At 64.0% G+C, this 14,324-nt stretch carries 7 protein-coding genes; 1 reads left to right on the top strand and 6 read right to left on the bottom strand.

Annotation, left to right across the window (positions count from 1 at the left end; genetic code table 11):
* Positions 1-187: 187 nt before the first annotated feature.
* The 3 genes from CJ255_RS11045 to CJ255_RS11035 all read right to left on the bottom strand — a co-directional run bounded on the left by CJ255_RS11045 (position 188) and on the right by CJ255_RS11035 (position 3,957).
* Positions 188-2,506: an ABC transporter permease gene (locus CJ255_RS11045; protein WP_097644160.1), complete on the bottom strand. Its 2,319-nt coding sequence runs from the start codon at positions 2,504-2,506 to the stop codon at positions 188-190.
* 84 nt (positions 2,507-2,590) lie between these two features.
* On the bottom strand, positions 2,591-2,983 hold the full coding sequence (locus tag CJ255_RS11040; protein WP_097644159.1) for a hypothetical protein: 393 nt from the start codon (positions 2,981-2,983) through the stop codon (positions 2,591-2,593).
* A 377-nt stretch (positions 2,984-3,360) separates the two neighbouring features.
* Positions 3,361-3,957, bottom strand: a complete 597-nt coding sequence (locus CJ255_RS11035; RefSeq protein WP_097644158.1) for a DUF7010 family protein — start codon at positions 3,955-3,957, stop codon at positions 3,361-3,363.
* Between CJ255_RS11035 and CJ255_RS23530 the strand changes: the two genes are divergently transcribed.
* Positions 3,956-4,114 carry a hypothetical protein gene (locus CJ255_RS23530; protein WP_165774669.1) on the top strand — a complete coding sequence of 53 codons (159 nt, stop codon included), beginning with the start codon at positions 3,956-3,958 and terminating at the stop codon, positions 4,112-4,114. The genes CJ255_RS11035 and CJ255_RS23530 overlap by 2 nt on opposite strands.
* Positions 4,115-4,198: 84 nt before the next feature.
* Here CJ255_RS23530 and CJ255_RS11025 read toward each other — a convergent pair whose 3' ends face one another.
* The 3 genes from CJ255_RS11025 to CJ255_RS11015 all read right to left on the bottom strand — a co-directional run bounded on the left by CJ255_RS11025 (position 4,199) and on the right by CJ255_RS11015 (position 14,219).
* Positions 4,199-4,582, bottom strand: coding sequence for a hypothetical protein (locus CJ255_RS11025; RefSeq protein WP_097644156.1), 384 nt, complete (start codon positions 4,580-4,582; stop codon positions 4,199-4,201).
* 6 nt (positions 4,583-4,588) lie between these two features.
* Positions 4,589-12,250 carry a beta-ketoacyl synthase N-terminal-like domain-containing protein gene (locus CJ255_RS11020; protein ID WP_124681907.1) on the bottom strand — a complete coding sequence of 2,554 codons (7,662 nt, stop codon included), beginning with the start codon at positions 12,248-12,250 and terminating at the stop codon, positions 4,589-4,591.
* Positions 12,251-12,476: 226 nt separating this feature from the next.
* Positions 12,477-14,219 carry an SDR family NAD(P)-dependent oxidoreductase gene (locus CJ255_RS11015; protein ID WP_097644154.1) on the bottom strand — a complete coding sequence of 581 codons (1,743 nt, stop codon included), beginning with the start codon at positions 14,217-14,219 and terminating at the stop codon, positions 12,477-12,479.
* Between the last annotated feature and the right edge of the window lie 105 nt (positions 14,220-14,324).

Raw genomic sequence — 14,324 nt, 5'->3', positions numbered from 1 at the left:
TTTGGATTGTGGACTGGCGTGCATGGCGCTCCCGTGTGATCGGGCAGCGATAGGTATGCGACCTGCTCAAGGCCATCTAGTATTATACCAATTACCATTGAGCATGCCGCATGCCCAATGACAATCTAGCGCATTGAGATGCCATGCTCGGCTTTCAGCTATCGGCTATCGGCTATCGGATTTGGTATTACTCCTTGATGTGCTCCGCGATGCTGATCTGTCCCGCGTCCCATACACCGGCGATGGTCGCGCCTAGGGTCGCCACGCCCATTAGCAGCGGACTGAGCAGGTAGGCCAGCCAGGGATTGATCACGAACGCGAACGATGTGGCACCAAAAGAGCCGATCACCGCGCCCGCCAGCGCTTCGCCCAGCGTGTTGGCCAGGAGCGTGCCGAGCACGATGCCGATGCTCAGGATGCAGACTGAGCGGGCGAGGTACTGCGCCTGAATGTCCGCATTCGTGAAACCGAACGCCTTCATGACGGCAATTGCGTAGCGGTCTTTCGCGACCAGCATGCGCATAAACAGCAGGGTGATCAGCACGCTGAGCGTGAGCGCCACGCCCGCAGCGACCAAGGCAGCCTGGCCGATGGCCCTGATGGTCGCGCCGTAGGTCTGCGTGATATAGCCCTCTAGTCCCGTGACCTTGGCAAACGTGAACTGGTCTGCGTAGGCGGCGACGGTTGCGTCAACCAGGGATGGATCAACCAACTCCGCGCTGATCACGCTCCACATGGTCGCGGCATCAGCGTCGGTGAACGCCGCTTTGGCCGTTTTGCCGCCATTGGTCACATCGGAGTAGATACCGCACACCGTGAGCGCTCGCTCCTGCCCCGCGATCAGCACCGGCAGGACAGCACCAACTGTGAGGCCCAGATCATCGGCGTTCAGTACCGAGAGCGCAATTTCATCGTCGGCGACGGGCGCCCGCCCGGCGGCATAGGTCAGTGGGAAGAGCGTATGGTCGCCCAGTTCGACCAGCAACGGTTGCTCTGCGCCGTCGGCCAGCCTGGCGTGGAAGGTTTTGGTGGTGAGCACGCCAAAGCGGGCGATGGCGTCGTCATGTTCCATCACGGCGGCGATGTCCGCTGCTTTGCCGGAGATGTTGTCAGTCTGCTGAAGATCAAGGCGCAGATCGCTGTTGCCGACTCCCATGTAGGTGATAAAGCTTTTGGCGGCGATGGTATGGTACAAATTCTGTGGAACGATGGTCATGAACGTCGCCAGCACCAGCACAGTCAGCATAGTGGCGTAGAGCGTTTTACGGGCGAGCACGTCTTTCATGCCCAGGAATAGATTGACCCCTAGCAACTTGTTCACACTCAGGCGGAAGTATTTGCCCCCGCTGGATTGTTCTTGGGCGCCGCCGAAGCGCATGGCTTCCGCCGGGGAGATCTGCCGAAAGCGGTTCAGCACGTGCTGGACGTACATCAGGATAGCTAGGAACACCAGCAATACGCTGATCATGCCCAAAAGCGGGGCGAGGGCGGCGTTCGCGCTTGCGCCCATGTACAGCCGGATGTTGGCGAGCAGCGGGTCGTGAAAGACCAGGGAGAGGCCCAAGCCAAGGAGGCAGCCTGCCGCCGCCAGCGCGGCGTAGCTTGCTAGGTAGATCTGTTTGATGTCGCCAACCCGCAGCCCGATGGCTTTCATCACACCGATCTCGCGGTAGTCATCCTCGATCTTGGCCAGCAGCGTGAAGCGGATACACAGGAACGCGATCGCAAGCACCAACGCGCTAAGCAGGAGGATTACCGCAATCATCAGCCCGTCGGAAAGACCGTTCACCAATCTGAATAGGGGGTAGGTGAGAGTCGGGCCATTCGCCTCCAGACCTGCAGCAGTGTAGGCGCTCGCGAATGCGCCCAGCCCATCCATGTCATGCAGCCTGAACTCAATCAGGTATTCTACGTTGCCGAACGGCTTGAGCGCCGCAAAGTCGTTGGTGCTCACCAGAAAGCGCTTGGACGACGAGAGCATCGGTTGCATCTGCGAGTCGCGCAGCGGCCCGGCGACGATGAAGGTGTGCCCAGCAACACGCACCGTGTCGCCAACCCTGGCGGTGCCATCCTGCATGTAGGTGAGCGGGACGTAGAGTTCCCCATCGGCAACCTGGATGATGTTGCCGTCCAAGTCGAGCAGATAATCGAAGTGTTCGCCCTGCACCGCGAAGCCGTTATCCTGCATGCTCCCTGCAAGCGATCGGGTTGGAAATACAAGCTGCGCACCGTCTACGTTGAGGAATTCCAGCACCTGAAACGCGGCAATCGCGTCATTCTGGGCCACAAAGGTCGCCATACGGTCTTGATCCAGCTCGCCCGCGTGCATCTGCATGAAATGCGGCGTTTTCGCCCGTGTCATGAGCGTATCAAGCGCGCCGACAAGATTGACGACGAGGATGGCTGCCAGTGCCACCAGCAGGGCCGCCGCCGCGACAAAGAGCATGGTGGTGAGCGTGACCGCTTTATTCCGGCGTATATCGTTGCGGATGATCCGATAGTACATGAGGCACCTCTCGTTCTGCTTGGCGCACTACAATGATTGTGGTGCGAGGGAGGGCCAAGGCTCTCCCACACCCTCCCACCAGGCTCATGCAAACCAGGCCAGCAGCGCCAGAACGACCGCGATGGGCAGGCGGGCCAGGCCCACGCGTACCCAGTTCGCATCACCCGCGATCGCTGAGACTGCCTGGCGTCCCTGCGGGTTGAAGACCACCAACGCCGCCTTCAAGCCCCAGCCTACCGGAATCAGGATGATCAGCAACCAGCCAGCCCAGGTTTTGGGGCCAGCGATGAAGCTGAACAGTGCCGCCAGGTAGAGCCCAATCAGCAGCACCGCGATGATGATGAACCACCAGGGGCGCCGCTCGCCCGCGTAAGCCGCCGCCTCGATGCGCTGCCAGCGCCCACCCATCACGATCATGGCAACGCTGGTTGCCGCCGCCGCAATGGCCAACAACCAGCCGAAAAGATTGACGAACATGGGCTGGCTCCTTAGAGGCTGTCTGAAAAGGGTCTCAGTGCCATGCCATGCTACGTGGCACGCGGTGGAGTGCCGGCTTTAGCCGGCTAAAGCCGGCACTCCACCGCGTAGCGACCGACTTTTCAGGCAGCCTCTTAGACATGGTTCATAGTTACTTTACAGTTTAGTCTCCGATGGAGTGCCGACTTTAGTCGGCTGGGGTCGTAGATTGTCATGGGATGCCGACTGAAGTCGGCACTCCAACTGTAATACCATTTACTATTGAGCCTATCGCATTGTCACCCTGAGCGCAGCGAAGGGTCTCTCTTCGTCACGCAAAGAGATGCTTCGCTGCGCTCAGCATGACGATAATGCGGACAATTCAATCGCAATTGGTATTACCCCTGCCGCTCTTCCTGCAGGACGAAGTGACGACCCAGGAAGGCGAAGCCGAGCAGCACCGCACCCGTCACCCAGCCGCCCAGACTGAACAGCGGCGGTCCGTAGAGTCCTAGCCCAGCCCCTGCCACGACCAGCACAATTGCTAGCGCCCCGAACATGCGCATGCCGTAGAGCGTGATGAAAGGGAGGTAGTGGACGCCGACCACGATCATCGCCGCCGGGAAGAACCAGTGCATCTGGTAGAGCGTGGCCGCGCCAACGAGCAAGAAACTCGGTGGCACGGTGAAGGCTGTCTGGGCACCGAGCGCCCAGAGCCCATTCGTCGGGCTGACCGCACCAGGCCGCCCCAACAGCCGAACGACGAACTGGGTCAGCGGGAAGATCGCCATGCTGCCGAAGAAGAGTGCCGCCATGCCATAGATCGGGGCGAACCAACTCCCCAGGGCTGCGGCGACCAGCCAGATCAGCCCGGCGACGAATTGGCCGCCAAAGCCGCCTAGGAAGGCCGTGCGCATTTCACGCTGGGCTGCATCAATGGTCATCCCAGCAGGCGCAAGCGGTGGCGTCGTGGGCGGATGGTGGATAGGACGCATGGTTTCAAGCTTTTTGGTATTTGTCGATGCCAGCCCCCAACACGAGCCCAATTGCGGTTCTGGCCCCGGCGATGATCAGGTACACGGCATTCCCGGTGTTACTCAAGAGCAAGACGCTCAGGCCGCTACCGATACAGGTGCCGATCAACATGCCTAATTGCGCGTAGGTGTACGAGCGTTTTTCCACGGGCATTCTCAATTCTTCGTGTTGCCAACGCGATCCAGACCGCAAGGCTATGGCTTAAGCATAGCGGCATCTCACGCGCTGCGTACCCGCCACGCGACCGATCCGGGACTGGTTCTGTGGGCGGAGGAAGCCCCATGTGCAACAACGTAAGGGCCTGCACCAGGTAAGCGCGGCGACCGCCAGGCCGCCTGCCAGGTGCGCACGCCCAAGTGCCGGGATTGCGTGCTCGTGGCGCCACCCTGGTGTGGTCGGCGTTGCCGAGCCGGTCAGCGGGAACCAGACCCCAAAGCCAAGCGCCAACAGTCCAGCCAGCCCCAGCCCATTCGGCCAGGGAGCGTGGGTGAGTTGCTGACGTTGGGTAGCGGCGACGAGCCAGATCGCGGCCTCACGCACACCGAATAGCGTAAGAGGGGGCGTGGGGGAACTTGGTTCCCCCACATCCCCCTACCCTACGACGGCCAGCGCCAGATCCTTCACATGGTAGATGCGCAAGGAGTCGCGCCAGAGGCTGCCTTCGGCAACGATGAGCAGCCCGTCACTGGTGCGCTCGCTGCGGGTGATGTGCAACTCAAGGCGCATGGTGGTGGGTACGGTGGGCGAGGCGATCTGGCCGCGATATTTCCAGACGCAGCGTGGGCCGTGCGGCACTGCTAGGTGCGGTGAGGCGAACTCGCGCCCGAGGCCGTTGTGCAGCGCGTAGGCTTGCAGCGCCCGTAGCATCGCTTCGACACCGAGCGAACCGGGCATCACCGGGTCTTGGTGGAAGTGGCAGCGGAAGAACCAGTCCTGCGGGTCTACCATGCGCTCGCCGTAGACGTAGCCCTGGCCATGTTTGCCGCCGCCCGCAACGAGCTTGACGCGATCGAGCAGGTGGAAGTGGCCCACGGGCAGCCGTTCGTGGATGCGTCCCGGCGCGGCGCGGTAGAGCGGCTGCGCGGGATCGCCAAGCTCTAAGGTGACGACCGGCTGGCCCGGCGCTTCACTGAGCCACGGCTGGGTCTCGCGTCCGCCATCGAGTCCTACCTGTTTCGCCAGGGCCGCTTTGGTGAAGTAGCCGAAGGCGGCATCGCCGACGAAGCAGGGTTCGCCGTCACACTCCAGGGCGTAGTCGAACTTCTGGATGATTACGCCATCAATTGCCGTTGAGGAGCGCATGGTGACGCGGTTACGCAACGTTTTGCCGCGCAGATCCACTGGGCGCACAAGCTGCCCCGTGCCGTCAAGGTTGCGGAAGTAGAGATCGTGCTCCGCGAAGGGCAGCGTCGAGCCGAGCCAGGCCGAGAGGAAGCCGCAGGGCTGGAGGCCCAACTCCATCAGGACGCTGTAGGGTGTCTCGGGGTAGCTGTTCTGGTGGCAGAACCAGGGGTTGACCGGCACGTCATACTCGCTGATCAGGCTCGCGCCCGCACGCGGTTCGCCGCGCACGCCATCTACGCTGACGATGCGGCTGATCAATTGCAACTCGCTGTTGGGCGTGCGCGGGGCGCGCCGCCCGTCGTAGATCGCGTAGTCGGGGCCGAAGCAGGCGACGAGGGAGCCGGTGGCGAATTCGCTGATCTGCTGCTCGTTGCAGAGCACCGGCTCCGTCAGGGCGGGGCGTGTCGCACGCTGCGCGGGCGGTTGCAGCGCCGGTTCCTTCTCGCGCAACTGCAAACCGAGATCGTTGAAGCGCACCACGATGCGATCATCAACCAGAATGTCCACAATCGCCCGCGCCAGCGGCACAGGTTCCATCTCGATGCCGGTGATCTCCATGCGGTAGACCATCAGGCTATTCGCGGGGGTCACCTGGCCGCGACAGCGCACCTGCTGCGGCAGGCCGAAGATGGGCTGGAAGCGGGCGTCCATGGTGTGGCTCTGCATGCCCAGGGCGAGCATGTAGCACTGTAGCAGTTGACCGCAGCCTTCGGCCATGAGCGATCCGGCCAGTACCTCGTCATCCTTGAAGTGGCACGGGAAGTACCAGTGGTCGGGGCGGAGCTCCTTCTCGGCCACAATCAGGCCCAAGCCCCACGCGCCACCCTGCGGATCCATGCTGGTCACGCGGTCAATCATGAGCATGGCGGGCGGCGGCAGGCGCAACGAAGGATTCAGACCGCGCTGGTCGTAGGCGGGGCCGAAGCAGCCCGCCACGTCGCCCGCACTGAGGCGCAAGAGATCTTCGTAGCTCAAACTGGTACGCGGCGTGCGCAGCGGGGCGTTGAAGTGCTGCACGATAGCCGCACGGCGCTCCTTGAGATCACGCTCATTGTCAATCACGCCGCGCCCACCGGCCAACTCGCCGTCGGAGAAGAAGCCGGCGCAACCGCCGTCCATCTTCAGCACCATGCGCTCTTCAACAAAACACTCATAGCTAAAGAAGAAGAGCAGCGTGTCGCCGTTGCGCGCAAACGAATTGATCTTAATATCGTAGCGCAGCGTCTCACCCGCCTTAGGCAGATCATCGAGGAAGGTGAGCGTACAGTCGAGCAGACGGTAGACCCGTTCGCTCTTGCATTGAAAATCGATGCCCAAATAGCTGATGAGCAGCAGGTCACACTGGCCCGACTCGACCGAAACGGCCCAGGGCGCTTGGCCATCCACACAGTACCAGGCATCGCGCGGAATGTCATACTCAGTGGTAATACTGCACGGGCGATAGAGATCACGCTCAGCGTCGAGCTTGGTCACACGGCTCACGAGCAGATAGGGCGGCATCGGCAGACGCACCCGGCGCAGGTAGCTATCGATCACCGCATACTCCGGCCCAAAGACCTTAGCAATCGAGCCGCAAGCGAACTCGAGGAGGGCCGCTTCGTCCCAGATAACGTCGGGGTTCTGGGCGGACGCGGGGTGGCCGTCACCCCCTGGGCTTGCGGGGGCTGAGGGGTGGCCCTCACCCACCGGCCCCCCTTCGGCAAGCTCAGGGCAACGCCTCTCCCGCGTGGCGGGAGAGGGGGAGTCTGTGAGCAGCGCTTCAACATTGCCAAGCAGTTGGCGCATGGTGCGCTCGCGGGCGGCAAGTAGTTCGGCGTGGTTGGTGGGAGCGGGGAGATCTTCAACCAAGGCAGGAACCTCCTCTGGAGGGGTATGGGTGGGGAGGATAGGGGTTTGAGGTGCTGCGGGTAGGCTTTTCGGGAGCGACGGGTGGCCCTCACCCCCCGGCCCCCTCTCCCACGTTGTGGGAGAGGGGGAGATGGCAGCATCATTTTCTTGCGTCGCTATGCGTTCTTTTGCGGCAACCAATGGTGGGTTGTGGGGGAGCGATGGGTGGCCCTCACCCCCCGGCCCCCTCTCCCACAACGTGGGAGAGGGGGCGATGACAGCGTAGTTCTCTTGCGCCTCTATGCGCTCTTTGGCGGCAACCAACCCACGCGGCGCAACGAGCGGCACCGGCACGGGCAGCGGATCGGGCGGCGCACCACGGCCCGCCGCGACCATCTGACGATGCGTGTCACTGGCGATGCTCGCGGTGATGCCAGGGCCGCCGACAACGATGGGGCGCATGAGGCTGCGTCCGCTGGGCGCTTGGACGGCATTGGGGCGCAGCAGCGCCCAGAGATCGAGCGGCACCTGATGAGCCACGAGGCGCGCCAGGAGTTGCACCAGCGTCAGCCGCTCGTCGGCGCCGCGCCGGGCAATCGCCAGCGCCAGATGCTCACGGCCCGCAAAGCACTCGCCGATCCAGCGGGTGCAACTGTTGCCCGGCCCAAGCTCCAAGAAGATGCGCGCCCCATCGGCGTAGGCGCGCTCCAAGAGGCGCGGGAAGTCTACCGGCTGGCAGACGGCGCGGGCGATGTTGTGCGCGATCGCGTCGCTGTTCACCTCGCCCACCCCATAGTGGGCGGCGGTGTAGAGGCGCAAGGGCGGCACGTCGGCCACCGGCATGTGGTGGAAGGTGACGAGATCGGCAAAATCGGCCTCCACCGGCGGGCAGTGCATCACCGCGCCAAAGGGCGCCCGGAAGCTCTCGCCGCCGAGATCGGCCAGTACCGGCGGCAAGGCCGTTGCCAAGCCCGCCAAGACGACTTCATTGGGCGTATTCACATGGGTCAAAAAGAGTTGGCGCTCGCCGCGCAGCCGTTCGCGCACCCGCTCGACCGGCGCACGCACCACGTAGACATGCCAGAAGTCGTCGTCGCCCTCCGCCCCAAGGCCCAGGTAGTCACGGGCCGCCGTGCGCTGGCCGACGAGTCGTTGGGTAAAGACGGGCGATGTGGCCAAGCGGCGCATCACCTCATCGCCATCGCGCCAGACGCCCAAAGCCCACTGCATGGTCGACTCGCCCATGCTGTAGCCCAGAGCGCAGCCGGGGCGCAGGCCAAAGCCTTCGCGCAGCAGCGTGGTGAAGAGGGTGGCAAAACCGACTCCCGCCGCCATCAGGCTAGTGGTATCACCACGCAGCCGCAGCTTCTGCCGCTCCAAATCGGCCTCGTTGGGGCGCGTCTGCTGGCGCAGGTAGAGCCGGTGGGCACCAATCGCCGCATCAGGGCGCGAGGCGGCCCGTTCGAGTACCTCGTGCAAGCCGGGGAAACTGGGCAGCAGCGTGCGCCCCAGCCCCGCGTAGCTCGTAAAGGCCCCCGGGTAGACCAGCGCCACTTCGCCGCGCAAGCCCAAGGGGCGCGCCGTGAACGCACTGCCGCCCGGCGTCTCCCACGAGCGACCTGTAGCAATCACGCCCGGCAGCGCCTTGCGCGCCAAACCAAGCTCACGCAGCAGATCGTTGGGCGTATTGGCCACCAGCGCCAGCGTATGGCGTGCGCCACGCGCTTCATTCCATGCGCTGATCGCATCGCGCTGCACCGCCTCCAACGGCTGCCCGGCCTGCACCGCAGCCTCCAGTTCATCCAACAGCCCTTGCAGCGCCGTGAGCTCATTGGCCGCCAAGGGGATCAAGACCGGCAGCCGCTGGCGGGCGCGCAGGTCGAGGGGCGGGGCGGGACGGCCCTCACCCCCCGGCCCCCCTTCGGCAAGCGATCCCTGAGCTTGTCGAAGGGCAGGGCGACGCATCTCCCACGTTGTGGGAGCGGGGGGGAGGGCCGATGGGTTCTGGGCGTGCCCAGGGCGGCCCTCACCCCCTGCTGACGGGTTTTGGGAGTACCCAGGGTGGCCCTCACCCCCTGCCCCCTCTCCCGCGTTGCGGGAGAGGGGGTGATGACCGACAGGTTCATTCTGCCTCCCCGGTAGCCGTCCCACTTCCCCCAACACCGCATGCGCCACCAGCCCACCGCTGCCCAAGGCATTGACGGCGGCGCAGCGGCGCATAGCACGCGGGGCCATCCAGGGGCGTGTATCGTGCGGGACGTAGAAGGGGGTGGTTGCCCAGAGCGCCGCTTCACGCGGGGCGTGCCAGCCGGGTACGCCAAGCTGGATGCGCCCGTGCAGGCTGAGCGCGGCGCGAATGAGGCTGGCGATGCCGGCGGCGGCTTGGGCGTGGCCGATGTTGGCCTTGGCTGAACCAACGGCGCAGGTCAGGGCGACCTTTTGGCTCGCTTCGTTTGCACCATAGACCTGCGCTAACCCAGCGATCTCGGCGGTATCCTCGGTGGCTACGCCGCTGGCCCAGAGTTCCAACGCACCCACATGGGTCGGGGGCACGCCTGCGGCTTGCAAGGCGCTCAGGGCTGCCCGCGCTACCACCTGGGCCGCGTTCTCGCCCGCTTGCTGCGTCAGCAGCGCCAGGGAATCGAGGGTTGCGTAGATGCGCTGCTCGGCTTCGCTCTCGGCATTGTGGCGACGCAGCACAATTGCACCCGCCCCCTCGCCGACGAGCCAGCCAGTGACCGAATCAGCGTGGCCCACACCGCTGCCGACGGGACTCACGATGCTGCGGGTGAGCACGCGCTCCACGCCGCCCGCAAGGTCCACTGCGCCCACCACGACCGCCTCGACGCTGCCTGCCGCCAGGAGTTCTTGGGCGATCTCCAGGGCGCGGAAGACACCGCACTCCTCGGCGGCAATCGTAAAGGCCGGGCCGCTAAAGTCCCAGAGCGCAGCGATGCGGCAGGCCATCAGGTTGCCAATAAAGCTGGTGTACTGGTTCACCTGCGCCGGATCGTTGAGCGTCGCCTTGATCGCATCTTCAAGCTGCGCCAACTCTGTCGGCTGCAAATGAATCCCCGCCTGCTCAAGCGCAGCGGGCAGTTGCCAGACCATATCTACACGGGCACGAAACTGATGGACGGCCAGTTCCGCCTCCATCGCCACCAGCACCGCCACATTGCCCCCCGGCTGCATACCAGCATCGCGCAGCGCCTCGTCGGCCACCTTGAGAATGAGCAACTGCTGCGGAATGGGCTGATCGCCCGCAGCGGGCGGAATCTTGTAGCGCAGGCTGTCAATCGTGAAGCGCTCGATGTAGCTACCGGCAGGCGCAACGCCCTCGGCTAGGCCATAGGCACGCAAGAGATCGCCATCCTGCTCACACCCCTTCCAGCGCGTCGCGGGCAGCGGGCCAAACGCCTGCTCACCAGCGACGAGCGCCTGCTCAAATTCATTCAGGCTCTGCCACGGGCCGAAGCAGGCGCCCATGCCGATGATGGCGAGGGGGGGATGAGGCGCTGGCTTCGACAGGCTCGTTGGCTGAGCTTGTCGAAGCCCACGGGCGTCGCCTGCACTCGTTGGCTTCGACAGGCTCAGCCAACGGGTGTCGCTCTTGTTGCCCGCTGGCTGAGCTTGCCGAAGCCCACGGGCGTCGCCTGCACTCGTTGGCTGAGCTTGCCGAAGCCCACGGGCGTCGCTCTTGTCGCCCGTTGGCTGAGCTTGCCGAAGCCCCTGCCCAACCCGCTCCAACACCAGGTGAGCATTGGTACCCCCAAAGCCGAAGGCGCTCACTGCTGCCTGGTTCGGGTGGCTGCTGGGCCAGGGCTGTGCGCTCCGCACGATCTGCTGTGGGCCGACCGCGCCCGAGGGGCTGGCGAGGGGCGTTGTGATGCCAATGGTCGGCGGAATCTGGTTGTGGGCCATGCTCAACGCGACCTTCATCACGCCCGCCATGCCGGCGGCGGTGAGCATGTGGCCAAAGTTGGATTTGACCGAGCCGAGCAGCGGGAGGTGGCCACGTTGACCAAAGAACTGCTCGATGGTCTGGAGTTCAACAGTATCGCCAACGGGCGTGCCGGTCGCGTGGCACTCGATGTAGGCCGTGTCACTGGGCGCAAGGCCCGCTTCAGCATAGGCGCGTTCGTAGGCCAGCAGTTGGCCTTTGGGGTTGGGTACGAGTACATGTTTGCCCGCGCCGTCGTTCGACCAGCCGATGCCTCGAATGAGCGCATAGATCTTGTTGCCATCGCGCACAGCGTCGCTGTAGCGCTTGAGCAGCAGCGCACCCGCCCCTTCGCCCGAGGTCAGCCCACGCGATTCGCGCTCAAAGGGCGCACTCGTGCCCCCTTCGGGGTAGGCTTGGAAGATCGAAAAGCCCATATGGATAAAGAGCGCATCGGCGGCACTCACCGCACTGGCCAGCATCAGGTCGGCCTTGCCCAGTTGCAACTGGGTGCAGGCCAACTTGAGCGCATAGAGCGACGAGGCACAGGCGGCGTCGAGGGCCATCCAGCCGCCGCGCAAGCCCAACGCCTGCGCCGCAAGCGCGGCAGGGCCAGCCGAAATTGCCGCATCACGGGCGGCACCTGGCGCCGCAAAGATCGCCGGATCGAGCGCCACCGGCCAGCCCGCCAACTGGGCCAAGCCCTGCTCCACCGCCCGCCGGTAGATCGGCGCAAGCAAGCGTTGCGAAGCGTGGGTCGGGAAGGAGAGGTTACCCAGCACTATTCCGCAGCGCCTCAGCGCATCAAGATCGCCAAAGACGCCGCCATCAGCCAGCGCCTCACGGGTCACGCGCAGCGTCCATGCATAGAGCTTATCGAGTTCGGCGAGGTGTTCAGGCGGCAACTGGAAGCCAGTCGGATCAAACGGCGGCGCCTGCACAAAACCGCCGCGCAGCGCATAGTAGCGGTCACGTTTGCCCTTCGCCGGATCAAAGAGCAGCAGCGGATCAATCCCCATCTGCTCAAACGTCGCCAGCGAAGTGCTATCACGCCCAGCGACAAGATTCTGCCAAAACTCCCCAAGCGAGCTCGCGCCCGGAAAGAGGCATGCCATGCCGACAATTGCTATTGGTTCTGTCAAGGGGGAACTCCGAACAGGTGAACAGAGAACAGAGGAACAGGTGAACAGGTGAACAGAGAACAGGTGAACAGAGGAACAGGTGAACAGAGGAACAGAGGAACAGGTGAACAGAGAACAGAGAACAGAGGAACAGGTGAACAGGTGAACAGAGAACAGGTGAACAGAGAACCTGGTTCTCCCGTACACACCAGCGAGGGCATGGGAGAACCTGGTTCTCCCATAAATCCTACGCTGCAGCCGGGTTGAAGAGACGGTTTAGGTGCTGGCTGATTGCCACCTCTGCGCCCTCAAGGCGCAAATAGATGCGCCCGTCGGCATCGTGGGCGATCAGGTCGGCGAGCATGCGGTAGTCGCTGTTGGAGCGTACCTTCATGGTTACGTAGAAGGTTGCGCCCGGCTGCGGGGTGGCGTAGAGTTCGCCGACCGCGTTGCTCAACGGTAGGCTCGCCGCGCCGTGGTGCTGCCAGGCCCAGATCACAAGGCTCTGGAATTGCACATCGGCTAGGTAGGGGTCGAATGAGCGCACCGGAAACTGCCCTTGGTCGCGGTCGCTCACTTCGGGCATCTGACAGCGCATGGTGAGACCATTGGCATCGCTGCTTAAGACGTGTTCGACGCCGCGGAAGCGCGGCCCGTGGAAGAGGGTGCCTTTGGCGTACAACTCGGCCCCCGGCGTTGGCTGGCGCTCGCGCAGATCCATCTGCTCGATCTGCGGCGCAGCGGCACGGCGGCCATGACGCAGAATCAGGCGAGCACGGTAGTGGTAGCGCGGACGCTTCTCACCCTCGCTGCTCACCGTCGCCTCCAGCGTCAACGTCCCCGCCGTCGCATCGCGCTCCGTCTCACGAATGGTCAGCACATATTCCGGGGCGAGGCTCTCATCAAAGACAATCCCCTTGAGCACTTGGTAGTTCTCGGCGCGGGCGAAGTGGTAGCCGGGCAGCAACTGCTCGCAGCCATGGATCATCCAGGCCATGCCGCATGTTGCAGGCAGAACCGCATGGATGCCAATCATATGATCCTGGAGGAAGGGGTTATCCTCCTGGGTGAGCCTACGGCGAATGCGCCACGTCCGCAACGGGCCGCTGTAGGGCTCCGGCGGCGGGGCCAAGGGGCTGCCGACCAACACCTGGGGCGGGCGCTCGGCACGGAATTCCAACTCGTCCACCAGACGGGCCACGCCCGCATCCAGCGGAATCACCTGAATCCCCCGTTCGGCAAAGAGCGCCTTGAGCGCAGGCGTCACCATGCCCGCATCCCACGGCCCCCAGTTCAGCGCGACCGTATGGCAGGCCGGGGCGTCGCGTTGGATCAGGTGTGCCACCCGATTGAGGATTTCATTAGCCATCGCATAGTCCGACTGACCCGGGTTGCCGTAGAAGCCCGCCGCCGAGGAGAAGAGGATCAGGTGGTGCAGATCGGCGGGCGCGAGGCAGGCCAGCAGATTACGCAGGCCAATGATTTTCGGCGTAAAGACCGCATCAAAATCGGCGGCCCGCTTCTGCTCAATGCGCCGGTCGGCCAGCACACCCGCGCCGTGGAAGAGGCCGGTAATCGGCCCAAGGCGCGTTTGGGCATCGGTCAAGGCGCTGCGTAGCGCCGCAGCATCAGCAATATCCACACTCAGATACTCAGCGCGGCCACCGGCAGCACGAATCTCCGCCAGCGTATGGGCAATCTCGCGCTGCGCCTGGATCGTACCAAGCTCACGCCGGATCACCGCAGGCGTCGCCTTCTCGCCCCGGGCGGCAAGCTCCTTGGCAATCCGCTGCATCAAGGCCGGCTCATCGGGACACTCCGCCACAAACGCGGGCGGCTCACCCGCCGCCGAGCGCCCCAGCAGAATAAAACCACAGCGAAAGCGGCGGGCCATGCCCACCACACAATTGGCCGTAATACCACGCGCCCCGCCGCTCACAACGAAGAGCGAGTTGGCATCTACGGGCCGGGGAGTTGTATTGTTGGTCATGAGATGATCCTAAAGTACAGGGAACAGAGAACAGGGGAACAGGGGAACAGAGAACAGGGGAACAGAGAACAGGGGAACAGAGAACAGGGGAACAGAGAACAGGGG

Source organism: Candidatus Viridilinea mediisalina (assembly GCF_002532535.1).
In the GTDB taxonomy this organism is placed as follows: Bacteria; Chloroflexota; Chloroflexia; order Chloroflexales; family Chloroflexaceae; genus Viridilinea; species Viridilinea mediisalina.
Note: the sequence above shows the minus strand (reverse complement) of the source record. Positions and strands in the feature narration are given on the sequence as shown.

What these genes read in the sequence shown, in the direction of transcription:
- CJ255_RS11045 (WP_097644160.1), bottom strand. Translation starts at nt 2,506, where the DNA reads ATGTACTATCGGATCATCCGCAACGATATACGCCGGAATAAAGCGGTC.
- CJ255_RS11040 (WP_097644159.1), bottom strand. Translation starts at nt 2,983, where the DNA reads ATGTTCGTCAATCTTTTCGGCTGGTTGTTGGCCATTGCGGCGGCGGCA.
- CJ255_RS23530 (WP_165774669.1), top strand. Translation starts at nt 3,956, where the DNA reads ATGGTTTCAAGCTTTTTGGTATTTGTCGATGCCAGCCCCCAACACGAG.
- CJ255_RS11035 (WP_097644158.1), bottom strand. Translation starts at nt 3,957, where the DNA reads ATGCGTCCTATCCACCATCCGCCCACGACGCCACCGCTTGCGCCTGCT.
- CJ255_RS11015 (WP_097644154.1), bottom strand. Translation starts at nt 14,219, where the DNA reads ATGACCAACAATACAACTCCCCGGCCCGTAGATGCCAACTCGCTCTTC.